Genomic DNA, 24,458 nt, shown 5'->3' on the forward strand with positions numbered 1-24,458 from the left:
AATGAAAATGTTTAAATCTACAAGCCTCTGTTACTTAGTCTCTGCGCTTGTTTATGCTGGTGCTTTATTTCCTGTAAATACCGTCGCTGGTACTGTTGCTCAAACCCCCCTTTTCTTAGGTGAAGGTAATGTGCCGGGTAATTTAGCGCTTACTCCTTCAGTTGAGTACCCTACCGTAACGAGTGTTGCTAATTTAGGGAATTATGACGAAACGGTCAAAAGTGTAGGCTATTTTGATTCAAATAAATGTTACGGCTACCAGTATAGTGCCACCGAGTCCGAACGACACTTTTACCCAGTCAGTGTGAGCGCGGACTATACCTGTCCAGGCGATGTATGGAGTGGCAACTATTTGAATTGGGCGGCGACCTCAACAATTGACCCATTTCGTTGGGCATTAACAGGTGGATATCGAGTTAAAGACACGGTTACTGAAACTTGGATTGAAAAAGCCCGTCATACGGGGCAAGGCAGTCTTTTCCCCACGCGAACGATCTCCGGTGTGGCGGTTGTTAATAATGCTACGCCCTTTTCTACTTCAAGCATCACAACCTATGTGAATGGTGAAGGTAACAAAATGGATTTTCAGTTACCTAGTGGACACGGGTTTTCAAACACAGCGCCAGGAGTAGATACGCCAGTCTTTAGTGATACTGACTTTGGTTCTATATCAATAACTCAATTTGGCTCAGGTACAGTTGAGCGTAGTTCCGAGTATTCCTATGACGCGGGTGGATTCTCGCTTAAGAAAAAAACAAACAGTGACCCAAATGGTGCGCGGATAAAAGTCGTTGATTCCGGTAGTGTTGATTATGATAATTTCATCTTTACGGGGCGGATCTATCGTCCCTCTGGTGGCCCCACAAACGGGAGTTCTGATCGACTCGCCTTGTCTGATAGTGACGGTAATGGTTATGGTTTTTCGGTTTCTGGTAGTTCTATTAAGGTAGAAAAACGTACTAAAAGTGGTTCTTCTGTTAGTACTAATACGCTAGGTAGTAGCGTTTCTATTAGTCGGCCGACAGGGAGTTGGTATAGCTTTGTTTTTGAATCCGTATCGGGGAATAAGTTTAAATTAACCGTTTATAACGAGGGCGGCACAGAGTTAGGCAGCGTTACCAGTAGCTCATCTAGCTCCCATTCAGATTTTAACTATTTATTTATTCATGGTGGTTCAGATTATTATATTGATGATCTAAGTATTATTGAAAGTGGCGGAGGCGGTGGTGTTGCTTATCATGCTATATCTGGTGATCGTTTTGAAACCAGTGTACGCGTCAAAGTGTGTGACCCTGCTGTAGGTGTTGAATCTAATTGCCGACTTTATGGTTCTAACTGGAAGCCCGAAGGGTTGATCCAACGTTATTCCGATAATGTACGTTACAGTGTGTTTGGTTATTTAAATGATAGTAACGGCCTGCGAGACGGCGGTGTATTAAGGGCTGAACAGAAGTTTGTTGGGCCTGAGCAGTTAGACCCTAGCTTAGGGGTAGTGGCGAATCCAAATAAAGAGTGGGATGAAAATACGGGTATTTTAATTCAAAATCCTGATGCTTCTATTGCGGCTGATACGGCGAGTTATTATGGTGTGTCTATTGCCGATAGCGGTGTGATCAATTATATCAATAAGTTTGGTCAACTTAACTCTAACTCGTTTAAGAGTATTGACCCTGTTAGTGAGCTATATTACACCGCCCTACGTTATTACAAAAACCAATCTAACGTTCCTGCTTATTATTCGAAGTCTCCTGCCCATAACTCGTCACCTAGTAGTGGTACTATTTCGGCGTGGTTAGATAACTTTCCAGTGGTTCGTAGTTGGGATGACCCAATTCAATATGCTTGCCAAAAAAATGTGGTGTTGGGAATTGGGGATGTTAATACCCATAGAGATAAAAACTTACCGGGCAACACGTCAAGCGAAAATGAGCCAGCAAAGCCGTCCGAGGTTAGCAGCGATACTACGGTGAACGTGCGAACAGCGACGGATAAAATCGCTGAGTTGGAGGGTATTAGTATTGATACTGCTTCGGGTAGTTATTCGGGGCGTAATAACTCGGCGTTTATGGCGGGCCTTGCTTATGATGCTAACACGTCCGATATTCGGGATGATTTTGCGGGTACTCAAACCATTCAGACCTACTGGGTGGATGTGCTGGAAGGTCAGGTGCTTCAAGATAAAAGGGATAACCAGTTTTGGTTGACAGCTAAATATGGCGGGTTTGAAGTACGTAAGCATCCTAGCTGTTCTATACCAAGTTATACCCCGGTTGGAACTGAGTGCAATGAACAGAGTTTGGGCAATCCTTATGCAAGGACAGATCCTTTACCTGAGTGGTGGTGGCATACCAATAGCGATACTTTAGATCCTAATTCGGGCAGCGATTATAAACGAGCGGATACCTACTATACTGCTGGCGATGCTCAGAAGATGGTTGATGGGTTAACAGATGCATTCGCTTCAATCTCTGCATCTGTACGTGGCGCTGCTTCTGCGCTGACAGCCAATACCTCTCGTTTAGGTACGGACTCCGCGTTATTTAATGCGCTTATGGATACAACTTTATGGTCGGGTGATTTGGTTGCGCGGGGGATTAGTTCGACGGGTGTACTAGATAGTGCGGATACATGGAGTGCAGCATCTATTATGGATGCCATTCCTGAAGCCGACTTAAATAGTCGGAAGATATTTACCAGTACTTATGCCGCTAAAGATGCATTAACGGGTGTCACTTTAAACTCTGGTGGGGTCGAATTTAAATGGGCTAGCTTATCCGCAGAGCAGAAAGAGATGCTGCAGACGACACCCGCGAGCGGTCCTTTAACGACAGAGGCTGTAGCGCAGCAGCGGTTAGACTTTTTACGTGGTAGTCGCACATTAGAACAGACGATTGTGAATACATCGAATCCTTTCCGGCAGCGTAGTAGTCGTTTGGGGGATATCGTAAATTCTTCGCCTCAGTATGTGAATAAAAATAACTATGGTTACAGTGCGCTAGGGGCACCTACGTTTTCAGCTTCTGTTGGTAATGATTATATTAGCTATCGTAAATCGGCTACTTATGTGGATAAACCACCGATCATCTTGGTCGGTGCAAATGATGGGATGCTTCATGCGTTTGATGCCTCTTTAGGCGTTAATGGTGGTAAAGAACTGTTTGCGTATGTGCCATCGGGAGTGTTTAGTAATTTATATGAACTCGTTTATCCCGATTATAGTCATCGCTACTATGTAGATGGCATTCCTCGAGTTTTTGATGCTTGGTTTGATCCTGCTGATGTGCCGACTGGGATAAGTTCTGGTTGGAAGTCTGTGGTGGCTGTGACGCCTGGAGCGGGCGGTGCTGGGGTATCGCTATTAGATATTAGTAATCCTGAAAATATGACCAAAGATGAGGTCTTGTGGGAGTTCTCCCATGAAAATATGGGGGTGTTGATTCAGCAGCCTTATATTGCACCTTTGCATAATGGTAAGTTTGGTGTAATCGTCACGAGTGGTTTCTCTCATGGTGCCACGGAGGGACATATTTGGGTTTTAAATATTGCTGATGGATCAGTCATTAGAGACATTATTGTGCCAACGTTGGGGGGGCTAGGTCAGCCAGCCATTGTTGATTTAAATAGAGATAAAATCGCTGATCGCATTATTGTAGGTGATACGTTAGGTAATGTGTGGCGGTTTGATATTACTAGCTCGCTTCCGAGTAGTTGGGCGCCACCTAGTGCTTTACTTAGTGGCGTAACTCCTCTCCCATTTTTTGTTGCTAAAGATGCGTCGGGAACACGTCAGCCGATTACGGGGCCGGTAAATACAGCGTTTGATAGCAAAGGTCGTCATATGGTGTTGTTCGGCACGGGTAGTTATTATTTGAGCGGCGATAATCAGATAACTGCGACACCTCAAGTGCAATCACTATACGGTGTATTAGATACAGGTGAGGTTATCAATGATCGGTCTCAGCTTCTGAAGCAAGAAGTTCTTTTTGAGGGTTACATTGGAGGCAATGGGGCACGAGTGACGACGGATAATAACTTGCTGCTATCCCATAAGGGGTGGTACTTGGATTTAGCGTGGGGGTCCTTGTATGGAGGGCCTGGCGGCATTGGCGAGTTGGTTGATACGCGTCCTGTGTTAAGAATTGGGCAAATGATTGTTGCAACAAAAGTTCCCTCATCAGACCCTTGTCTGGCAGGGGGGAGCAGTTGGATTATGGCGCTTGATTATGAGTCGGGATCAGCATTAAGTAATACGACATTTGATTATGACGAGGATGGAAGCTTCACTAGTTCTGATTTAGTCGGGGTGCCTACGACGGATGCGGATGGTAATCCGATCGTTGAGAACCAAGTGGGGTCTGGTTTGATGTTGCAAGGCGGAGGGTTTGCGAATTTAGGTGACGGATCATTTGTTGCCGAAATTCCGCCGGAGGATGGTTCTTCGACCACCATCAGGGCGTGCTTAAGCAACAGTAGTACTACAGGGATTAGTTGTCCTGAATTTAATGGGACATTTAGCCAAGGCCGTAAAGGGTGGAGAGAGGTAAGGTGATGCAGCGAAGGAGTGAACAAGGCTTTTCTTTATTAGAGCTAATGATTGTTGTGGCAATTATCGGTATTTTGGCATCGATAGCTTACCCTAGCTATCAGGAAAGTGTTGCAGAAGGGCGTAGGGTTGATGCGCAAGCGAACTTATTATCGTTGGCTCAACATATGGAACGTGAGTTTACAGAGAATGGGACTTATGCAGGTGCTGGTTTGCCTTACACTGAGGCGCCGAAAGATGGCACTGATAAGTTTTATGACCTTGCGCTAACTGTGCAAACGGCTACCACTTACACCATCAGGGCTCGGCCTAAGAATGGCATGGCTGGTGATCGTTGTGGTGATATGTCCCTTAATCATATAGGGCAAAAAACAGCGGCGGAGACTGACTGCTGGTAGCAATTTCTATAATTTAATTGACTAACCTGCAATGGACTGCGGGGGGATGTATGAGAAAGGGATGTTCTTCCGGCTATTGTTGGCCGCTGCCTGTGATTTTTTCAAAAGGCTTTTCTCTTGTTGAGTTGTTGTTGGCGTTAGCCTTGCTCTCAATCTTATTATTTGTAGCGGTGCCAAATTTTTCTGCAGTGTTGTCAAGGATGCAGGTGGATGCTGACGTGTCTTCTATTCGAGGCACATTGTCCTTTGCTCGAATGACGGCTTTATCAACACATAAAAAAATCATTGTTTGTCGCTGGGATGGCGGCAGTAATTGCACGGGCGATAGCGGAAAAGATTCATTGATATGGCAAGAAGGTATGCTCGTGTATGTAGACGAGGATGCTGATGGTAACTGGAATCCTTTAATTGATAATGTACTTAAAATTATTGCGTTTACTACTCATAATGAGATTAGATGGAATAATGGAGAGAAAGTTATTTTCCAGCCTAATGGAAGCAGTCCTGGGTACAATGGGACGTTTCGTATAGTGAATAATACGAATGTAATTTCGGCCGAACTGATTTTATCTATGACCGGCCGTTTACGCAATAAAAGTTTAGAATAAATTACCTATGTCATGGTATCTATGCCAACTTACCTGCAGAATATAGCCCATTTTCAATAGCCCTAGGATTTTTTAATGTCTGACTTCCTCATTATTGGTGGTGGTGTGATCGGCATGATGTTGGCGCGTGAATTGGCGCAGTCAGGTGCAGAGGTAACCATCGTAGATCGTAAAGCATGTGCGAAAGAAGCCTCGTGGGCGGGTGGAGGGATTGTTTCACCACTTTACCCTTGGCGATACCCCGATGCCGTTACCCAGCTAGCCACATGGTCGCAAAGTAGTTATATACACTTATCTCAAGACCTACTTGAAGAAACCGGCTGTGATCCTGAGTTGCGACAAAAAGGGATGTTTATGGTTGATGTTGAGGACCATAAAGAGGCGCTTGTTTGGGCACAGAAGTTTCACCGCCCTCTCCGTGAAGTTGATGCTTCTTTCGTTTATCAGAAAGAACCTAATCTTGCTAAAGATATCGAGAATGCTTTATGGATGCCTGAGGTCTGTAGCATTCGAAATCCACGCTTAGGTCGTTCGTTACGTGAAAGTTTATTAAAAAACCCTAAGGTCAGTTTGCTTGAGCATCAAGAGGTGCATGGCTTTATTCGGGCAGGAAACCGAGTCTTAGGGATCAAAACTCAGCAAGGGGATGTATGTGGTAATAATGTCATTATTGCTGCTGGTGCCTGGAGTGCTGAACTACTCAAATTAGTGGGTAAAGCTATTCCGATTGAGCCTGTGCATGGGCAGATGATGTTGTTTAAGGCTGAGCCTGGTTTGGTTAATCGAGTGGTGCTAAAAGGTGGGCGTTACGTCATTCCTCGAAATGATGGGCGTGTGTTGGTGGGGAGTACGCTTGAGCATTTTGGGTTTGAGAAGCAAACGACAGAAGAGGCTGCCGCGTCACTGTATCAAACGGCGTTAGATATTGTGCCTGAATTAGAGAAGTTTAACGTTGAACACCATTGGTCGGGTTTACGCCCAGGGTCTCCAGAAGGGATACCTTATATTGGTCGTGTTCCTGACGTTGATAATCTCTATGTAAATGCAGGTCAGTACCGAAATGGCTTGGTATTAGCGCCAGCATCTACGCGTCTACTGGTGGATATTCTCTTAGGGCAGGAGCCGATTATTCCTGCTGATCCCTATCGAGTGGATCGATAACTCAAACGGCAAAATAAACAGTCTTGTTTGTCAGAGTGAAGGCCTTAATTTGATTAAGGCCTGTTTGCCTATAGGTAGACTCCTGTAGGCAGGGGGCTCTATTATGGTTTAATCGTAAATGGTTGGAATGGGGGCGCGCTTATGCACAGTCTTTGTGTAGATTTCAATAATGCGTTGCTCTGCTGCTTTGGATACGCTTTTACCTTCTAAAAAGTCATCTATTTCATCATACGTAAGGCCGAGAGCGAGTTCGTCAGCTTTTTGAGGGGCTAAGCACTCCAGATCCGCAGTGGGTGTTTTCTCTACGAGAGGGGCGGGCGCACCTAACGTTTGTGCGAGGAGGCGAACTTGACGTTTACTCAGGCCAAACAAGGGCGCTAAGTCGCAGGCGCCATCACCCCATTTAGTGTAAAACCCCGTAATGTTTTCGGCGGAGTGGTCCGTGCCGAGCACTAATGCACCTGTAATACCGGCCACTTCATATTGAGCGATCATGCGTGCGCGGGCTTTGACATTGCCTTTTGCAAAATCAATGGCTGATTCTGATGCTTGATTTAAACCGTTTTCTGCAAGCGATTTGCAAACTTCAGTGTGCATGCCTTCAACGCCAGGTTGTACATTTACCGTTAGTCGCTGGGAGGGTTGAATGAAATCCAGTGCCATCTGGGCGTCATCTTCATCATGCTGAGTACCAAAAGGTAAACGCATAGCAATAAAGCGATAGTCGCTGCTGTGACTTTCTGCATTAAGCTCATCGATGGCGAGTTGAGCAAGCCGTCCACAGGTTGATGAGTCAACACCACCACTGATACCAAGCACAAGGGTTTTGAGTCCTGATTTTTTTAGTGTGTTTTTAATAAATGAAGTTCTGCGTGCGATTTCTGTTATAGGGTCGATTTCCGCTAAAACTTTCATCTCTTGAATAATGGTTTCGGCCTGCATCGTGGATATCTCTGCTTAGTTGAACGCTTTTAATGTGATTATGCTACTTGAATTAGGCCTTGTAGGTAAATTATGTTTTATGCTTTCGCCATTAAAAAAGGCACCCGAAGGTGCCCTGTTATGAATTACTTACTTTCTTCATCATCATCGAACACACCAAATGTGACGGTGCTGAAAATACTACGTTCAGGTTTGGGTGCATCTTGGCTCATTCGAACCGGTGCGGCTACCGGCGCTTCTTTTGCGCTACTAAAGAGATCGAAGGTGGCGGCGTCAAATAACGTTTTCTCCCCTTTATAAACGGGGGTGTATTGATAGCCCGGGAAGTTTTTATTTAAGACCGATTGGGTATCTGCTGCTAAGTCTTGCTGCCCTAAATGGGTATAGGCCTCTATCATTACCGCTAACGCGTCAGGTACCGCTGGCGTTTCCTGCATATTCTCAACCACGTAACGACCTCGGTTGGCGGCTGCGACAAACGCTTCACGTTGAATATAGTAACGGGCTACATGGACTTCATATGCGGCCAAACGGTTTTTTAGGTACACCATACGTTTTTGTGAGTCGGGCGCATATTGGCTATCAGGGTAACGGTTAACCAGTGTTGAGAAGCTTTCAAATGAGTCAAGTGCGGCGCCTGGGTCTCGTTGTGTTTCATCAACCGGTAAATATTGTGTTATCCATGAGATGTCTTGCTCAAATGAGGTGAGTCCTTTGAGGTAGTATGCGTAGTCGATATTTTCATGGTTTGGGTGTAAACGAATGAACCGGTCTGCTGCCGCACGAGCGGCTTCTGGCTCGTAGCTATTATGGTAGGCATAGATCAGCTCAAGCTGAGCCTGTTCGGAAAAACGCCCAAATGGATAACGGGCTTCAAGTAACTGTAATTTTTCGATGGCGAGATCATAGTTTTCCTGATCCATCGCGCTCATCGCTTCTTGGTAAAGCTGTTGCTCAGGAATATCCGGTACCTCTTGGATATCCTCAAACCATGAGCATGCTGTTGTCATAACGCAAAACAAAGCAATAATAAGTAATTTGGTCATTCGCATCTTTTATTAATCCCAGTGTAGTCTCGGGCCCGAACGGTTATACTGGGCTCAAAGAGGCTATAAGCAATTCAACGGCCTATTTAAACACAACTGGTTGGGCCTGTTAACACACTCAGGCCTACAATTAAGAAAGTTCTGCTAGGTTCTGATGTCTGACCAAATACAACTACAAGCACAAGTGGGAAATGATCTCGTTGGTAAACGACTTGATCAAGCGGTAGCGCAGCTATTTCCAGAGTATTCACGTTCTCGTCTTCAAGGCTGGATCAAAGATGGGTCATTGACGGTTGATGGCGTTGTAAAGCGTCCGCGTGACAAGTTATTTGGTGGCGAGATAGTCGCTATTGATGCTGAGCTTGAGAAGATCGAAGATCACCAGCCACAAAATATCCCGCTGGATATCGTTTATGAAGATGATCATATTCTGATTGTTAATAAGCCCGCAGGTTTAGTGGTGCACCCCGCCATAGGTCATCGTGACAGTACGCTATTGAATGCACTACTTTACCATTGCCCAGAGATAGCCCAAGTGCCTAGGGCCGGTATTGTCCATCGGCTTGATATGGATACGACAGGGTTGATGGTTGTTGCGAAAACGATCATGGCTCAAACCGAATTGGTAACACAACTGCAAGAGCGCTCTATGGGGCGCGAATATGAAGCGGTTGTGAATGGTGTGATGACGGGGGGAGGTATGGTAGATGAACCGATGGGACGTCACTCCAAACACCGTCAAAAGATGGCCGTTGTTGGGGTAGGTAAGGAAGCGGTTACCCATTATCGCGTGCTGAAAAAATTACGTGCCCACACGCATATTCGTTTAAAGCTCGAAACGGGCCGTACCCATCAGATTCGAGTACATATGGCGCATATTAATTACCCTCTTGTGGGCGATCAACTTTATGGTGGTCGTTTTCGTCTGCCCAAAGGGTGTAGTGATGAGATGTTAAAGACCTTACGTGATTTTAAGCGTCAGGCTTTGCATGCGAAAAAGCTAGAACTCTGGCACCCTCATAGTGGTGAGTTAGTCTCTTGGGAGGTTGATCTGCCTGATGACTTTCAGCATTTGCTGCAAGTACTTACCGCGGATGCGGATGCATCCACCGATGAGATTTGATTTATTGTGGAATTTATAACCGCTCAATGGGATGCGCCTAAGCGCGTTCACGCCTTGACGACGACGCGCATTGGCGGTGTTAGTGAGGGTGTGTATCAAGGATTAAACCTTGGTGATCATGTATCTGATCGTGAATGCGATGTTCAGACTAATCGTCAGCAGTTAACAGCGCTATTGGGTTTGGCCCGTAGACCGCAATGGTTATCACAAGTGCATGGCGTTGAGTTGGTTAAGGCGATTGATGATGGCGTTAAGCGTGAAGCGGATGCCTGTTGGACCGATGAGCGCGGATTGGCGTGCGTTATTATGACGGCGGATTGTCTACCTGTTTTTTTTAGTAATCGTGAGGGTAGTCAAGTAGCGGTAGCGCATGCGGGTTGGCGAGGATTGCTGAATGGCGTATTGGAAAAGACATTAAGTGTTTTCCATGATCCTGCGGATCTACATGTTTGGTTAGGGCCGGCTATTGGGCCTAATGCTTTCGAGGTGGGTCGTGACGTTTATGAGCAATTTTGTAGCTATAGCCCAGAGGCGCAAACGGCGTTTATACCTCTGATAGATCGTGAGGGTAAATATCTAGCTGATATTTATCGTTTAGCAGCGCTGCGTTTAAAGCATGCAGGTGTGATTGATGTGACGTCTTCTGATCTGTGTACATATTCTGATGCTGAGCGTTTTTACTCCTATCGTCGTGATGGCGAGACTGGGCGTTTAGCCAGTTTGATCTGGATTGAGTAACCTTTGAGTGGACGTGAATGTAAAAGCTTTCTTGGGAGATGAGTTTGCTTGATGTGACCGCAAGACCGGCATCGTTTGTGGAGCTTAATACAGTGATCCCGAATGTAGTGGTGGAGCTTAAATATTTCACAGGTGATAACTTTGTCGGTTCTCGAGTTAACGGCTACGAACGCGAGGTTTGCCTGATAACACACCCGGCCGCACAAGCGCTTTTGAGAGTTCAGCATGAACTCGCCAGTTTTGGTTTAGGCCTTAAAGTGTTTGATGCGTATCGTCCGCAAAGGGCTGTAGATCACTTTATTGATTGGTGTCGAGAGGTTGGTCCTTGCGCTACGCAGTCACGTTTTTTTCCAGATTTAGCTAAAGGAGAGCTTTTTAGTAAAGGCTACTTAGTGCGCCACTCAAGCCATAGTCGTGGTAGTACCGTTGATCTGACGCTTATTGATTTAGTCAGCCAAACAGAGCTTGAGATGGGGACTGAGTTTGATTTTTTTGGGCCTGAATCATGGATTGATCATCAGCAGATACCACACCAGGCAAGAGCTAATCGGATGTTATTGCAAAAACTGATGATGCAACACGGTTTTGTACCTTACCATCATGAGTGGTGGCACTTTACCTTGCAGGGTGAGCTTTACACGGATACCTATTTCGATTTTCTAATTGCATAGCGAGGGTGAGCAAGCCCACCATGTTATATGTTTATAAGGCCATGCCCACTGTGTTGTGCGGCTAAATCGCACACCTTTTTCCTCCTTACGCCTGATAACTCCCCTCTATTGCTGGTACCCCTCCCGTTTTATTGATACTGGAGTGAGTGAATAAAACGGCCCGTTTTAGAGGCCTTATTTACGGGGATGTTATTTAAATCCTTCTTTCTACGGCAATCCCTACCGTTTTCCACTATATTTGTATTATTGAATAGTTGTTTTTTGTTTGAGCATGTAGCAGTGAGCGCCAGCGCAATTGACTTGCAACTTTTCTTGTTTAGGCTAAGAATTAGCTTGCTTCAAACGTACCTCCCACCTTAAACGCTATAAAGTGGCTACCACGGATATGGCTCAGGTATAGTTAATCTGTTCTGTGTAACAGTGTTCTATTGCTTCGTTTTGTATGCTGAAGCTATAAGGGATTAATAATGACTGATTATAAAGTTTTATTCACAGGCTCGGTGTGCTCAGGTAAGACCACGGCCATTCGTTCATTAAGCGACATCGAAACGGTTGATACGGATGCCCGAGTCAGTGACTCGGCTATTCGCCGTAAGCGAAAAACCACAATTGCGATGGATTACGGGGTACTGGATTTATCGGATGACGCTCGCTTGCACCTTTATGGAACACCGGGGCAAGAGCGCTTTAAGTTTATGTGGGAAGTGATGATGAGTGACTTAGTGCATGATGCTGAGGGACTGGTCTTGCTGGTGGATAATACGCGGAACGACCCATTTAAAGATATCCGTTTTTATGTGGAAGAGTTTCGTGACTTTATTGTGCGTCGTCGCTTAATTATTGCCGTTACCCATTCGGATGAACAAGCCGAACCCGATCACGATTACTATATGCAAGAACTGAAGGCGATGGGGTTGTTTACGACGGTCATCTTCATTGATGCTAGGGATCCCTCTTCGGTGTTAAAAATCGTTAAAGAGTTGGTTGGGCATAGGGAAAAAGAGATCGCTTGGTCGGAACTGGAAGAGCGCTTGGCTGTAAATAGTTCGATGCCTCAAGTCACCGAGGAAGAGCATGAGTCTTCTAGCGCTGACATGAGTGAGAATGTCACCCTCCTTGACGCCGCAATGAATACCCGAGGTATAACGGGGGCTATTCACTTAGGCGCGGACCGTAAAGTGCTTAGCTCTAATGTAAGCAGTAAGCAAAATAAAGAGTTGCTTCGCTCCATGATCAATCTCGTGACTGCATTAGAGACGAAAGCGTCTTTCTTAGGGCATATAGACGACCTGGTGTTATGTGGGCCGCAACAAGAAACCCTATCGGTTTTTGTGGAAAAAGAGCAAGCACTGGGCTTGTGTTCTGATAAAGAGTTAAGTATCAATGTAGTTAAACAGCAAGCGATGGATCTTTTGCAGTGGAGTCAGCGGTGAACGAATTGCTCGGTACAGTCGATAAAGAGAATATTGTTGAGAGTAGTTGCTTCTTGGAAGGTAAAGAGGTGACCGCGTCCTCTTTTTCTAAAGCGAATCGACATTACGAGACCGTTGCAAGACAGACCTTTAGCTATATCTTTTTAAATGTAGGGAAGCATAAAAGTAAGCACAATGAGGCGCATTTAGAGATAGGTGATAAGCGTTTAAGCGGCTTTCTGCTCAAGGCGAATCGGGTGTTGGTCTGCTTGTCGGCGAAAGATACCAATATTGTTGATGTGCGTGCGCATGTTCAACAGGTTCAGCGTTTAATGTTAAAGGCTGAAGTAGATCGAATGCTCGCTTAATTGAGCGTTAGCTTGATTATAGATCTCTATTTTTCTGTTCCTATCGGTAGGTCTTCGACTTATTCGTCATATCAATACATGATTAAGCATGCGATAAATGCCGTACTCTCGATAAAAATCTGAATGTTTTTTGAGGTGTTTTAGTTTCTGTTCAGCTCGATCTGGCTACACTGACACTATCAATATTCCTCTGACATAAGGACAGTATGCATGAAGGATTATAAGATCCTATTCACAGGGTCGGTTTGTTCAGGTAAAACGACAGCGATTCGGTCAGTGAGTGATATTGAAACACTGGATACAGATGCGCAAGCCAGTGATGTAACCGTTCGGCGTAAGAAAAACACCACCATCGCAATGGATTATGGTGTGTTAGATTTAAATGATGATACCCGTGTCCATCTGTATGGAACGCCAGGACAAGAACGATTCCGCTTTATGTGGGATATGTTAACCAGCGAATTTGCTCACGACGCCATTGGTATGGTGTTATTGGTTGATAACACCCGCAAAGACCCTTTCAGAGATATCCGCTTCTACGCTAAAGAGTTTGGCGATTACCTGCGCCAACGCCGATTAATTATCGCCGTTACTCACTCCGATGTGGAGCCTTCCCCTGATTACAACCGTTACCTAAGTGAGTTAAAAGGCTTAGGTGTGATGACAACGGTTATGTTCGTCGATGCCAGAGACCCCCGCGCTATATTGGGGGTGATTGAAGAGTTGATTTCAGCGGTAGAAAGAGAGATCGATTGGGATAAAGTATCTGATCGCTTGCTTGATACAAATGGCTTTTCGCTTGATTTCTATAAGCCCCTCTATGAAGAAACACTCCTCGATGCTGCGATGAATAAACGCGGGGTTTTAGGCGCGATGCATCTAGGGGATGCTCATGATGTATTGTGCTCAAATATAGACGATGCCTCCGTTAAAACATTACTACTGAATATTGATAGGCTCACGGGCGCTATTTCCGACAAGGCGAGTTTTATGGGCGCTGTGAATAACGTTGTTTTAGCGGGACCTGACGTTGATACCTTATCGGTTTTTAATGATCAGAATCAGGCCCTCTGTTTACGTTCAGATAAAGCGATATCACTGCCGGTATTAAAACAGCAAGCGAGTGACCTGTTGCAATGGAGTATCGAAAATGACTATATGGCATGATATGCAGGCGGCGGGTTTAATTCATTGCGGCTGCGTATTACTGAATGGGGAAGTGCAGCACTCCTGTTTTCCTGCTGAGTCTAAAAAACAATTGGCGGTTGCTAAACAAGCACTCATGTATGTTTTTCGTTCGGTGGATAAAAGCGATAAGGATTATGATGAAGCACATATCGAGATAGGCGATGCCTTGTTTAGTGGCTTTAAGCTAGATTCTGATAGGTTGCTGATTTTTTTGAGTGAACATGACACGAACACATTACAGATCCGTCAGTTTATTGATGACAATAAAGAACGCTTTCTACAGCTGTAAAGATAGCCTGCCTCGCTTTAATATAAGAATTATCTAATTTTTGTTTGCTCAGCTCTTGAAGCGAACCACTTCCACCCTCATATCATTGGTATAGATAAATTATTTAATCATCCTATCCTTTATAACGCGAGGATAATCGGTGTATTGGATTAACCAGCGGAGGGCATATGCGTCCAGATAAATTTACATCCCAATTGCAAGAAGCTCTGGCAGACGCGCAATCTTTGGCTGTAGGCAGAGATCATAATTATATTGAACCTGTTCACTTATTACATGCGTTGTTAGAGCAGAAAAAAGGCAGTGCTGTGCAGTTATTAGCTCAGGCGGGTGCAGATATGCAGCGCTTGCAGAGTCTGACAGCGCAATACATTGATCGCTTGCCGAGTGTGCAAAATCCTGATGGTGAGATTCGTTTTTCTCAAGATGTTGCGCGCGTTTTTAACAAAACAGATAAGATCGCCCAACAGCGGGGTGATCAATATATCGCTAGCGAGCTTCTTCTCTTAGCATTACTCGATGATAAATCAGATGCAGGTAAAGCACTGCGTGAATCGGGTGTTAGTAAAGATCGATTAGAAGCGGTTATTAATCAAATGCGTGGAGGGGAGTCGGTGCAAGATCCTAATGCAGAAAGCAATCGTCAGTCTTTAGATAAATACTGTATCGACCTCACAGAGCGCGCGGAATTAGGCAAATTAGACCCTGTTATCGGCCGTGATGATGAGATTCGTCGGACGATTCAGGTGTTACAGCGCAGGACTAAAAATAACCCCGTGCTTATCGGTGAGCCGGGTGTGGGTAAAACAGCGATTGTTGAAGGGTTGGCTCAGCGTATTGTGAATGGTGAGGTCCCTGAAGGCCTTAAACGTAAAAAGGTGCTTTCGCTTGATATGGGCTCATTAATCGCCGGCGCTAAATTTCGCGGTGAATTTGAAGAGCGCTTAAAAGCGGTTTTAAATGAGCTTTCTAAGCAGGAAGGTCAAGTCATCCTATTTATAGATGAGTTGCACACCATGGTTGGGGCAGGCAAGGGCGAAGGCTCTATGGATGCCGGCAACATGTTAAAACCTGCGCTAGCGCGTGGTGAGTTGCACTGTGTAGGTGCCACAACGCTGGATGAGTACCGTCAATATGTGGAAAAAGATGCTGCACTAGAGCGTCGTTTCCAAAAAGTGATTGTGGATGAGCCGGATGAGGAATCCACCATTGCGATTTTACGTGGACTAAAAGAGCGTTACGAAATTCACCATGCGGTAGATATTACCGACTCTGCCATTATTGCCGCCGCTAAGCTGTCGCAGCGATATATCACCGATCGTCAACTGCCTGATAAAGCGATAGACCTGATCGATGAGGCGGCGTCCCGTATCCGTATGGAGATGGACTCTAAGCCAGAGGATATGGACCGTTTAGAGCGCCGTTTAATCCAATTGAAGATGGAGCGAGAGGCGCTTAAAAAAGAGAAAGATGCCGCAGCTAAACAGCGCTTACACGAGCTGGAAGATACCATCGCTAAAGTTGAAAAAGAGTTTTCCGATTTAGATGAAGTGTGGAAAGCTGAAAAACTAGCGTTGCAGGGCTCGCAAAAAGTTAAAGAAGAGTTGGATCAGGCGCGTATTGAGCTGGAAAAGTTCACGCGAGCGGGTGATCTACAAAAAATGTCTGAACTGCAATACGGTCTAATTCCTGAACTAGAGAAGCAACTTGCTGCCGCAGCAGAAGCGGAAGAGGAGGGACAGCCAGAGACTAAATTACTTCGAAATAAAGTGACCGAAGAAGAGGTGGCTGAAGTTGTCTCTCGGTGGACGGGGATTCCGGTCAACCGTATGTTGGAGGGTGAACGGGAAAAACTACTTCGTATGGAGACTGAGCTGCATAAGCAAGTGATCGGGCAAGATGAGGCCGTGATTGCTGTCTCAAATGCGGTACGCCGTTCACGCGCGGGGTTATCTGATCCGAATCGCCCTAATGGTTCATTTCTGTTCCTTGGCCCTACAGGGGTCGGTAAGACCGAGTTGTGTAAAGCCCTCGCGAGCTTTCTTTTTGATACGAAGGACGCGATGGTACGCATCGATATGTCTGAGTTTATGGAGAAGCACTCCGTTGCTCGTTTAATCGGTGCGCCTCCGGGCTATGTGGGTTATGAAGAAGGGGGCTACCTGACCGAGGCCGTGCGGCGTAAGCCATACTCTGTCTTGCTGCTGGATGAGGTAGAAAAAGCACATCCTGATGTCTTTAATATCCTATTGCAGGTGTTGGAAGATGGTCGTTTAACGGATGGGCAGGGGCGCACTGTTGATTTTAGAAATACGATTGTCGTCATGACGTCAAACTTGGGGTCTGATCTGATTCAGAACTTCAGTGATGACGACGATTATCAGCTCATGCATAACGCGGTAATGGAATCGGTGGGTATGCATTTCCGCCCTGAGGTGATTAACCGTATAGACGAGGTCGTTGTGTTCCATAGCCTGAAGAAAAGTCAGGTGGCAGGCATCGCAACTATCCAGCTTCAGCATTTGCAGGATCGCTTAGCCGAACGGGAGTTAAAACTCACGTTAACCAGCTCCGCGATGGACAAATTGGTGGAGGTTGGTTTTGAGCCAGTGTATGGGGCGCGGCCTTTAAAACGTGCGATTCAACAATGGATAGAAAACCCGTTGGCGCAGCAAATACTGGCGGGTAAATACCTTCCCGGTACTGAAATTGCGGTAGATGTCGAGCAAGGGGAATTTGTGTTTAGATAGGTTGTATCAGTTTCGACGCGAAAGTTGAGGTTTTCTTCTATAAAAATGCTCGATGCATTGTATCGGGCATTTTTATATCTGCTATTTATTACCGCGTAGGTCTGTCATCTTCGTTATTGATTCACGTCCTATAGGTCCTCGACCGTGCCTCTTTTCGATTTTAAGTTCCAGTATGCCTTGGTGTGATTGTTTTTTCCGGCGATCTTTCTGTGGTTACGTAAGTAATGTCTCACTGCTTTTGCAGACTCAGATTCGAAAGCGGCCCAAACTACATCTATGTCAGTTATCTGTTTCACGATGGCTAAGATTTCAGTAGCTTGATTCTCGGGTGGGCATATTATTCTATGTATTTGGCCTGCGGCTAATTGGTCTTTATCCTCAAAATAGCACTGCTCATCTTCTGATTCGCTAATGATAATAATGTGAGGCGGTAATGGGTTCTGCCAATGCTCAAGAATGCCTGCCATTGCGGGATAAGCGGTTTCATCGGCAATAAGTAGGGCTTGCCCATTTGATAGGTGAGGATGTTTATCTTTGGCTTCCGAACGACTCATAATGATGTCGTCAGTGTTGAGCTCATTAGCCCATTGACTGCCTAGGGTCTCCCCATGCGTGAAGATGTCTATATATCCTTGATTATGAAAACGATCATTTTTATTCTTTTTCCAGGATTTACGCAGCGTATAAAGGCGAACATCTTTGTTCGCGCTTTGTAAGAGCTTTTGGCGATTTTTACTGGATAAGTACTTCATCAATGAGATAAAAACACGATCGAAAAGTTTTTTGCTCCAGTGTTTTTTATTCGATTCTGGAGTAGCTGGGAGGGGGCGTTTTTTAAGTGTTTTTAGCAAAAAAGCATAAGCGTAGCCCGGATAATATGTAGGAAGTTCGGTCGTGCTTTCAATGGTTAGACGCACTATATTAGTGGTGATTTTTTGTTTGTCTATAATCTTAAAAAAGCGTTTGCCTACGCCGCTAAAATCACGACCTTGTTGAATGATAGAGGCATAGGCTTGATAGAGAATTTTGTCCTCTAATTCACCTTCAATTTCAAAAGGCACAAAAATTTTTGTGTTCTGAGGAGTCGTCTTTAAGTGAACGCTAATGTCTATGCCTTCTTGGAAAATGTCTAGAACGCTTGCTGATCGAATATTCGTCTCGTGTGGGGATTTTGTTTGAGATAGATGACTTTTTGCAATCGCTAAAAGTTCTTCCGTATGATCTTGATTAACATGATCAATAATATCTATTTTTTGATCGATATCTTGGATAGGCGTGTAGGTGTCCATAGGTCTCGGTATTTAATTAGATAGAAGAGGTGTCATATAGAGGCGCAATGCGCCTCTATGATTAGGATGTTGAGGGGCTATAGCCTATTACATGCGGTAAGTTGCGCTAATACCTACAGATCGATCTTGACCTACTGCCGCCAAGGAGTCTGCTCGGTAATACAGGATATTTTCATCGGTTAGGTTTTTAATAAAGCCGTTAATCGTTAAGTCTCCAGTTACGTATTCAAAGCGTGCATTAGTAATTAAATAATCACCGGCCATATCATTAGTAGTGTTACTCAGATCAGAATAATATTCGCCAACATAAGTTATGTCGGCACCGAAGGACCATTTGTTGCCAATGTACTGGGTAAAGCCTAAACCTAAGTTCGTTTCGGGTGCGCCTGAAAGTTGGTTCCCTTTATCAGTGGTGTTTGATGCGTACTCATCGATTTCACTGCGTAGTAAACCAATAGAGCCCTGCAGTTCAAGGTTCTTGGAAATCCATGTGGAGGCTTCTAACTCAAAGCCTATCGTGTGTGCAGCATCTACATTGACCACGCTAAAGCCGGATAGAGCTTGGTAGTCAGAATAATCGTTGTAAAATAGATTGGCGCTTAACGTTGTGCCTTTACCAAAATCGCTTTTACTGCTTAATTCAAAGGAGGATACTTTCTCGCTATCAAAGGCAAAAACATCACCTGTTGTATTAATATAGGTTCCACTCGGGCTGTAGCCTTTGCGAATGCTGGCACCTAACGTGGTGGAGTTAGAGATATCATGCGTAATGGCGAGTTTCGGTAAGTAATAGGTCGAATCTGTGTTTTGAGCCACTTCGGTGCTCGAAAAAAAAGAACCAATCTTATCGGTATTTTCATTCTCAATACGCAATCCCGTTGTTAGCTTTGTTTCAGGGGAAAGTGCATAAGTCCCTTCACCATAAAGGGCTGTAGTAGTGGTGTTATAACTCGTATCAATATTAATCACTCCTTGAGATGCATCGATGACCGAGTCTTTATAAGCAGCAAAGAGCCCTATTACACCGGATAGCTTGGTGTTTTGATTATTAAAAATAATACGGTTTTCTAATGAGGTCGTAGTTTGTTCAATATCGTAACTGTGGGTGGTTGTGCCACTAGCCGAACCGTAACCATCGGCATACATATCTGAATCTATGTAGCTAATATGTAAAGCGTTAGTAATGCTGTCGCTGATCTGGTAATCGATATCTGTAGCCACACTTTTTTCTTTAGAATCTTGTACGCGGGAGACGGCACCACCAGCGTCAGCAATTGTCATTGTTTGTGTGGCGATACCTTCGGTGGTATTGCTGGCGAAATTAGCATGCTCACCCTTATTTTTAAGGTAATTTACGGTCAGTTTGGCTGATAATTCAGGGGCATCTGTGGGTTCCCATAGTAACTTGCTTCGCACGTTAAGACTTGTGGACTCGCTGAGATTGGGAAGATAGCCGCTGTAGCCAGATGTATCGTAACTCAGCCAGCCCTCCCCTTTTGTTTGGTCAACTGCGATACGGTAAGCAAGCTCATCTTTAATTAAGGCACCAGACGACATAACTGCCAAATTGTGTTTTAGGTTACCATTTTTATAGCTTTCTAATCCCGCTCGAATAGCCGCTTCATTTTCAAATGTTGGATCATTTGTATTAACGACAAGCGCGCCTGCGATGGCACTTGCCCCTTGCGTTGTAGACTGTGGACCACGGAGAACCTCTACTTGCTCAACATCCCATAAATTAGTAGGTGAAAAATTGTAACCTGACCAGTCTTGGGTGGTGCCATCTACCACGGTAGCGATACGAGCACGAGCGCCTGTCATTAGTGCTACGCCTCCTGTTGCAGCCCCTCCACCAGAAATGCCGCGAATAGCGATATGACCAAAGGTATCGGTAGTAACGTTAGGGGCGCTTGTCGCAATATCTTTGACTTGCTTAACCTCTCCTGTTCCTAGAGTTTTTTCAGAGAAAACAGTGACTGCTGTTGTTGTATCTTTAATATTTTTATCAATTTTTTCACCGGTCACCACAATGGCGTCTAGTACTACAGCTTCTGCATTCGCCATAGGGGAAGTTAATAAGCTGTTAATGGCCATAATGGATAACGCCATAAAAGAAAGTGTAGGAGGATTATGGGGGGAAACGGTGTTAGTTTTTCTAGCGGGATACATAATTTAGGTTTCCTGTACTTACAATAAAATAATATTAAAAAGGCTAATGATTCTTATTCTTTGATTTTGTTAGATATAGCTATTCATGCTCTTATCGAAACAGATAAGGTATTTAAAATACTATCGGATTTAGTAAATATAAAAATCTAACTGATTGATATTATTGAATATTGACTGGTTCTGATATTGTAATGACGCGTTTCAGAATGAAGCTGATAAATAAGGCAATACTAAAGCTGATTACAATACCGGCTATTACGACGGCGCTGTAACCAATATGTTTTGCCATCGCCATACTAATTGAGGAGTAAATAAAACCGAGTAGAGAGGCAAAACTAAACTGCAGTGTAAAAAAAGTAGCCTTATGTAAAGTTTGAGCCGCTTTATCCATGATTATTGTCGAGGAAACGACTAATAGAGCAGGGAAGCTGATAAAGTGTAAGGTAATCGCTGTGTATACCATAAGCTTACCGGTAAATCCGAGTGTTAGCGGTATCATGAGCAGTAAAGCTAGGACTTGAATAAACAGTACCCCAATAAAAGCATGCACGCGGCCAAACCGGGTAATAAGTGGGGTTGCAAGTAAGGCTGCACATAAACCCACGGCAGAGCCAAATATTTTTACTGCAAAGCCAACGTCCCCCAGTGCCCAACCACTGTCGATTAATAAAGGATTGAGTAAGGCAAAACCACAGGTTGAGCCGATGGGATAGAGCGCCAAGATGAAAAGCCAATACTTTTGCTCTGTGATAAAGCGTTTTATATCCTGCAAAAGGTGTCGAGGTTCTGTTGAATGGGCCTTGTTGCTAGGGATATCTTCAGGTTCGGTAAACAAGGTTATTTGTAACAATGAGATACAGGTTAGACCAGCTAGCAGCCATAATGAGCCCTGCCAATCAAGCCAAGGGTAAAACATGAGGATTAGGCCACCCCCAATAATGTTTCCCAATAAATTTCCTGAGAATTGAATACTACTAGCAAGTTTACGAGCTTCTGGGGCAAATAACTTGCAGGATAAGCCGTCGATAGCAACATCCTGTACGCTCATACAAAAAGCATAGAGTGCTAGGATGGCTATTATCCATGTAAATTGGTGTTGAAAGTCCATTGAGCCTGCCACGGCCAATAACAACGCCATACCGGTTTGAGCCATAATTAACCAGCTACGATACTTACCATGCAGCGATAAGCGATATTTATCAATTAATGGGGCATACAATACTTTTCCCATCAAAGGTAAGACTGCAAGATTGAGTAACGCTAACTTATCTAGGGCAACGCCTTGTTGCCGTAAAATCGCTACAGCCGCTGACAGAATAAATGCCACGCCGATATATTGGGTGATATATATGCTAGCTAGCATCCCCCAAGGGTATTGGGTGTTTAGCTTAAAGCGGTTTGTCATTACTCATTATCCTGCGTGCCTTCCGTTTGGGCGGAAGGCTAGTTTGATTTCTTTTAACGTTTTATTTTATTTTATTTTGTGCGATGCGATGCAGTGTCAGAAAATACTAGTCTTCAATTATTGATAACTTTGAAGTTTATCGATGAAAAGTCTTAATATCTTTCGGATAGGGACATGGGGCTTTCGAAAATAGATAATTTTTGCCTGATGTTTTTAGTTTAAAAAGTGCGGATGGTATAGCCTTAACTCTTTAATACGGTTTTCTGGTTTCAATCTCTCAGTATGTTAAGTCCAATGCTTTTAGCTTTTTACTAAGCGCTGCGTTGCATTGATAAAGATTGTCGATACTCACTAGGGGTAACACCTACTTCGCTTTTAAATAAGGTGGCAAAATGGGCTTGGCTTTTGAAACCGACATTATGGGCTATTTGGGTAATAGATTCGCGGCCAGCCAGTTGTTCGCGAGCGGCTTCAAGCCTGATGTTTTTGAGCCAATCCCTAAAGCTGGTACCTATTAGTTCTTTAATATCTTGTTTTACGTAGGTGCGATTACTCCCTGCCATATGCGCGACGGAAGAGAGCGACCAATCTTGGGCTAAGTTGGTCTGTATGTGGCTTAAAACATTCGATAACTGGGTGATTCGTGAGGTTGCGGGTACTTGATGTTGCTCATGTCGCTTGTGGAGAAAGAGCGCTAATACTTCTTGGGCTTTTGCTTTAATGAATAGCTCCCGTTCAAAGCCTTCAAATGCACAATCCCAAACAGCTTCGCAGCAGCGTAAAATATCAGCTGGAATGGGGCCTAACTCAGCAAAACGAATGTTAGGGATTGCGTCAAGGGCGTTGCCTGGTTGTTTGGGGAGGATGGAGCTTTCGTTGAGTTTATTGAGTGGAAGCATAATAGCGAATGTCTGCCAAACACTGTTGTGAGCAAAGTGTATTCGGCTAGTACTCGATTGATCAACTAAGGCAACCACATATTGATGATTATAATTACGTTGCTTGTCTGTCCCTTCGTTTAATGTTTCGCATTGGCACTGGCCCAGCATCGAAATATAAAGGCCGGGGGGATAAATATGTTCAATTACGGTATCTTCAGTAAAACGATGATTGACGAGTCGCACTGAACTTTGAGCATCTAAACCGAGGTTAAAGTGCTCGAATGTAGAAATGTTCTCAAGTGAGTGTTGTGACACGAGGATACCTCTTAGTAGGTGTAAAGCTTTATGTGGTTATCTGTAAAACTCTAGTTAGGGAACTATAGTATCAAAAAATGCCATAATTAATAATCATTATCATTATCATTTACGTTTTAGGTAATAGCAATGCTAAGTTTGGTTACGTAATGCTTAATAAGGATTGGAAGTGAAAGATTTGTCAGTGTAATAGTTACTTGTTAATTATTGCTTCAGCCTTAGTTGGCTGGCTCTAAATGTTAGGAGTTACTGCGAAACCTAAACACTAAGTAGTGAAGGGCGCTAGCCGAGTAAGAGGGGGCTCTTCCAAGGTAGTGCATAAAATTTTAGAGACTTCATTATTCTGTATGTATAAGTTCTTTTATTGATACGTTATGTTTAAGTTAGTTTAGTTTTTTATAGGATTGCGTTGATATGCGATTATGGTTTATAGCTTTTTTATTACTGACTGGATGTGCAACACAAAAACCGCAAGAGCAGGTTCCGCCCATTTCAAAGGTTACAACCGTCACGCCGATTGAGATCGGTTTACCTACACACTATGCCTATTCAGCTTATGCTGATTATCTATCGCCCCTCTTATCTAACTTGAACCAAGCACCGTTTTATCAATTAAGTAACCCCCAATTATTAGTTAATGCCTACCGTTATCATGATCAAATCGGTGCGGCTGACCCACGCAAAACGATCTATACATTTAAGAGCACAACAGATGATAGCTGGGGTTATGTTACAACCAGTGTAGGCCGCTCACCGATTGCCAATGGGTTTGTTATTGAAGGGAGTGCTTTAGGGACGGTATATGCGTTAGTGCTTAAGCAGACCAAACTTTGTTTAGCGACTCAAGCGAAAGGTTTGCCGGTGTTTGCAAATGGGCGTTGGCTGTTTAATGAGTCCCCCGGTTTTTTTGAATGCACAGGGTTAACCAATACGCGTATCTATAAAGTGGGTTCAGGTTTGCCGGGGCTACTAGGGCCTTACTTTGATGATAAAGATACCGTGTTTGTTTTTCGCTCACAGGGGCAGTTACAGCGGGTTGCGGTGGCACTTAAACAGCAGTTTCCTCAACTCAGCGTGCCCGATATTAGAAACTGATGTGTGCTTTTGTAATCGACTCAACTAGACTGAAAACGTTGTGTTTGTTATACCTGACAGGCTTACATAT

19 protein-coding genes are annotated in these 24,458 nt (G+C 44.3%); 13 read left to right on the forward strand and 6 right to left on the reverse strand.

From position 1 onward, the window contains the following. The first annotated feature begins 1 nt into the window (after position 1). The 4 genes from A3773_RS05520 to thiO all read left to right on the forward strand — a co-directional run bounded on the left by A3773_RS05520 (position 2) and on the right by thiO (position 6,710). The gene (locus A3773_RS05520; RefSeq protein WP_067983892.1) at positions 2–4,549 is read left to right on the forward strand and encodes a pilus assembly protein; all 4,548 of its coding nucleotides are present in this window, start codon (positions 2–4) and stop codon (positions 4,547–4,549) included. Further along, positions 4,549–4,941: a type IV pilin protein gene (locus A3773_RS18535; protein WP_067983894.1), complete on the forward strand. Its 393-nt coding sequence runs from the start codon at positions 4,549–4,551 to the stop codon at positions 4,939–4,941. Before A3773_RS05520 ends, A3773_RS18535 begins: the two co-directional genes overlap by 1 nt. Positions 4,942–4,991: 50 nt before the next feature. Continuing rightward, a complete protein-coding gene (locus tag A3773_RS05530) occupies positions 4,992–5,549 on the forward strand; it encodes a GspH/FimT family protein (RefSeq protein ID WP_075109491.1) in 558 nt (185 codons plus the stop codon). 75 nt (positions 5,550–5,624) lie between these two features. Continuing rightward, entirely contained in the window at positions 5,625–6,710 is a 1,086-nt protein-coding gene (thiO, locus tag A3773_RS05535; protein ID WP_067983898.1) for a glycine oxidase ThiO, read from the forward strand. 108 nt (positions 6,711–6,818) lie between these two features. On the opposite strand, the gene nadE is transcribed toward thiO, so the two are convergent. Continuing rightward, positions 6,819–7,652 (reverse strand): NAD(+) synthase, encoded by an 834-nt coding sequence (gene nadE, locus A3773_RS05540; RefSeq protein ID WP_067983900.1) that lies wholly within the window; start codon positions 7,650–7,652, stop codon positions 6,819–6,821. Between the two features lie 125 nt (positions 7,653–7,777). Further along, a complete protein-coding gene (locus A3773_RS05545) occupies positions 7,778–8,698 on the reverse strand; it encodes an outer membrane protein assembly factor BamD (RefSeq protein WP_331709169.1) in 921 nt (306 codons plus the stop codon). A 154-nt stretch (positions 8,699–8,852) separates the two neighbouring features. On the opposite strand from A3773_RS05545, the gene rluD reads away from it, so the two are divergent. From rluD to clpB, 8 genes are all read left to right on the forward strand, one after another. Continuing rightward, the gene (gene rluD, locus A3773_RS05550) at positions 8,853–9,821 is read left to right on the forward strand and encodes a 23S rRNA pseudouridine(1911/1915/1917) synthase RluD (protein WP_067983903.1); all 969 of its coding nucleotides are present in this window, start codon (positions 8,853–8,855) and stop codon (positions 9,819–9,821) included. Positions 9,822–9,827: 6 nt separating this feature from the next. Further along, complete coding sequence (pgeF, locus tag A3773_RS05555; RefSeq protein ID WP_067983905.1) at positions 9,828–10,559, forward strand: peptidoglycan editing factor PgeF; 732 nt, start codon at positions 9,828–9,830, stop codon at positions 10,557–10,559. Between the two features lie 38 nt (positions 10,560–10,597). Further along, positions 10,598–11,230: a M15 family metallopeptidase gene (locus tag A3773_RS05560; RefSeq protein WP_067983907.1), complete on the forward strand. Its 633-nt coding sequence runs from the start codon at positions 10,598–10,600 to the stop codon at positions 11,228–11,230. Positions 11,231–11,697: 467 nt separating this feature from the next. Continuing rightward, positions 11,698–12,663: a GTP-binding protein gene (locus tag A3773_RS05565; protein WP_067983909.1), complete on the forward strand. Its 966-nt coding sequence runs from the start codon at positions 11,698–11,700 to the stop codon at positions 12,661–12,663. Then, positions 12,660–13,010 carry a hypothetical protein gene (locus A3773_RS05570; RefSeq protein WP_067983910.1) on the forward strand — a complete coding sequence of 117 codons (351 nt, stop codon included), beginning with the start codon at positions 12,660–12,662 and terminating at the stop codon, positions 13,008–13,010. Before A3773_RS05565 ends, A3773_RS05570 begins: the two co-directional genes overlap by 4 nt. 210 nt (positions 13,011–13,220) lie before the next feature. Continuing rightward, positions 13,221–14,177: a GTP-binding protein gene (locus tag A3773_RS05575; RefSeq protein WP_067983913.1), complete on the forward strand. Its 957-nt coding sequence runs from the start codon at positions 13,221–13,223 to the stop codon at positions 14,175–14,177. Beyond that, positions 14,161–14,487 carry a hypothetical protein gene (locus A3773_RS05580; RefSeq protein WP_067983915.1) on the forward strand — a complete coding sequence of 109 codons (327 nt, stop codon included), beginning with the start codon at positions 14,161–14,163 and terminating at the stop codon, positions 14,485–14,487. Before A3773_RS05575 ends, A3773_RS05580 begins: the two co-directional genes overlap by 17 nt. 167 nt (positions 14,488–14,654) lie before the next feature. After that, positions 14,655–17,234, forward strand: coding sequence for an ATP-dependent chaperone ClpB (gene clpB, locus A3773_RS05585; protein WP_067983917.1), 2,580 nt, complete (start codon positions 14,655–14,657; stop codon positions 17,232–17,234). A 128-nt stretch (positions 17,235–17,362) separates the two neighbouring features. Here the strand turns inward: clpB and A3773_RS05590 are convergent, their stop codons facing one another. The 4 genes from A3773_RS05590 to A3773_RS05605 form a co-directional block, all read right to left on the reverse strand. Beyond that, positions 17,363–18,523, reverse strand: a complete 1,161-nt coding sequence (locus A3773_RS05590) for a siderophore-interacting protein (protein WP_067983919.1) — start codon at positions 18,521–18,523, stop codon at positions 17,363–17,365. Between the two features lie 87 nt (positions 18,524–18,610). Next, on the reverse strand, positions 18,611–20,617 hold the full coding sequence (locus A3773_RS05595; RefSeq protein WP_231902151.1) for a TonB-dependent receptor: 2,007 nt from the start codon (positions 20,615–20,617) through the stop codon (positions 18,611–18,613). Positions 20,618–20,852: 235 nt separating this feature from the next. Then, complete coding sequence (locus tag A3773_RS05600; protein WP_067983922.1) at positions 20,853–22,097, reverse strand: MFS transporter; 1,245 nt, start codon at positions 22,095–22,097, stop codon at positions 20,853–20,855. Between the two features lie 311 nt (positions 22,098–22,408). Further along, positions 22,409–23,293 (reverse strand): helix-turn-helix domain-containing protein, encoded by an 885-nt coding sequence (locus A3773_RS05605; protein WP_067983925.1) that lies wholly within the window; start codon positions 23,291–23,293, stop codon positions 22,409–22,411. 414 nt (positions 23,294–23,707) lie between these two features. On the opposite strand from A3773_RS05605, the gene A3773_RS05610 reads away from it, so the two are divergent. Further along, a complete protein-coding gene (locus A3773_RS05610) occupies positions 23,708–24,388 on the forward strand; it encodes a hypothetical protein (RefSeq protein ID WP_067983927.1) in 681 nt (226 codons plus the stop codon). Positions 24,389–24,458: the final 70 nt, after the last annotated feature.

Origin of the sequence: Neptuniibacter pectenicola, from assembly GCF_001597735.1 — a bacterium.
Taxonomy (GTDB): Bacteria; Pseudomonadota; Gammaproteobacteria; order Pseudomonadales; family Balneatricaceae; genus Neptuniibacter; species Neptuniibacter pectenicola.

Excerpts from the sequence above, each read along its gene's own strand:
- A3773_RS05520 (WP_067983892.1), top strand. The coding sequence starts at position 2 with ATGAAAATGTTTAAATCTACAAGCCTCTGTTACTTAGTCTCTGCGCTT.
- A3773_RS18535 (WP_067983894.1), top strand. The coding sequence starts at position 4,549 with ATGCAGCGAAGGAGTGAACAAGGCTTTTCTTTATTAGAGCTAATGATT.
- A3773_RS05530 (WP_075109491.1), top strand. The coding sequence starts at position 4,992 with ATGAGAAAGGGATGTTCTTCCGGCTATTGTTGGCCGCTGCCTGTGATT.
- thiO (WP_067983898.1), top strand. The coding sequence starts at position 5,625 with ATGTCTGACTTCCTCATTATTGGTGGTGGTGTGATCGGCATGATGTTG.
- nadE (WP_067983900.1), bottom strand. The coding sequence starts at position 7,652 with ATGCAGGCCGAAACCATTATTCAAGAGATGAAAGTTTTAGCGGAAATC.
- A3773_RS05545 (WP_331709169.1), bottom strand. The coding sequence starts at position 8,698 with ATGACCAAATTACTTATTATTGCTTTGTTTTGCGTTATGACAACAGCA.
- rluD (WP_067983903.1), top strand. The coding sequence starts at position 8,853 with ATGTCTGACCAAATACAACTACAAGCACAAGTGGGAAATGATCTCGTT.
- A3773_RS05560 (WP_067983907.1), top strand. The coding sequence starts at position 10,598 with ATGAGTTTGCTTGATGTGACCGCAAGACCGGCATCGTTTGTGGAGCTT.
- A3773_RS05565 (WP_067983909.1), top strand. The coding sequence starts at position 11,698 with ATGACTGATTATAAAGTTTTATTCACAGGCTCGGTGTGCTCAGGTAAG.
- A3773_RS05575 (WP_067983913.1), top strand. The coding sequence starts at position 13,221 with ATGAAGGATTATAAGATCCTATTCACAGGGTCGGTTTGTTCAGGTAAA.
- A3773_RS05580 (WP_067983915.1), top strand. The coding sequence starts at position 14,161 with ATGACTATATGGCATGATATGCAGGCGGCGGGTTTAATTCATTGCGGC.
- clpB (WP_067983917.1), top strand. The coding sequence starts at position 14,655 with ATGCGTCCAGATAAATTTACATCCCAATTGCAAGAAGCTCTGGCAGAC.
- A3773_RS05590 (WP_067983919.1), bottom strand. The coding sequence starts at position 18,523 with ATGGACACCTACACGCCTATCCAAGATATCGATCAAAAAATAGATATT.
- A3773_RS05595 (WP_231902151.1), bottom strand. The coding sequence starts at position 20,617 with ATGGCCATTAACAGCTTATTAACTTCCCCTATGGCGAATGCAGAAGCT.
- A3773_RS05600 (WP_067983922.1), bottom strand. The coding sequence starts at position 22,097 with ATGACAAACCGCTTTAAGCTAAACACCCAATACCCTTGGGGGATGCTA.
- A3773_RS05610 (WP_067983927.1), top strand. The coding sequence starts at position 23,708 with ATGCGATTATGGTTTATAGCTTTTTTATTACTGACTGGATGTGCAACA.